Below are 612 nucleotides of genomic sequence, written 5' to 3'. Positions count from 1 at the left end.
ACCAATGGTCTTTGGCGGTGAACTTAACGCCTGATCGTATTACGTCGATTAATGCTTTGAAAAAGTTATCGGCAGACGCAGCCGTATTGTCACCATTGACCGCTCATATTGAGCAAATCAAGCACACTCCAGAACAGCCTGAGTGGAACGGCCTTGTTGAAAAAGTCCTAACCGGTATTGAAAACGACGATTTCAAGAAAGTGGTGTTGGCTCGAAAAACCACAGTGCAGCTTGATGAACCGATTTGTGCCGCGCAGCTTCTCAAAGCCAGCTATCAAAAGAACCACAACAGCTTTCACTTTATGTTGGTTCTCGACTCGAAACACAGTTTTATTGGCTCGACACCTGAAAGGTTGTACAGCCGTCATGGCACTGAGCTAGATACAGAAGCACTGGCGGGTACGATAGGTCGTGGTAACAGCGCCTCTTCAGATATGGAGCTAGCCAATTGGCTTACACAAGATCAGAAGAACCTGAACGAGAACCAGTATGTGGTGGACGACATTGTGGACCGCTTAACAGCGTATTCTCACTCTGTGAACGTCGAGAAAGAGGCTCGATTGGTTCGCCTTCGTAAAGTACAGCATTTAAAACGTCATATTCATGCGCAGC

1 protein-coding gene is annotated in these 612 nt (G+C 46.9%); it reads left to right on the top strand.

Going from position 1 to position 612, the window contains the following annotated elements; genetic code table 11:
* Window positions 1-612, top strand: a 612-nt coding sequence (locus KIV40_RS33030; RefSeq protein ID WP_285353602.1) for a chorismate-binding protein, incomplete at both ends; no start/stop codon positions are given.

The sequence above is a fragment of the Vibrio sp. D173a genome, assembly GCF_030248475.1.
The sequence above is the reverse complement of the archived record's forward strand: the minus strand, read 5'-3'. Positions and strand labels throughout refer to the sequence as shown.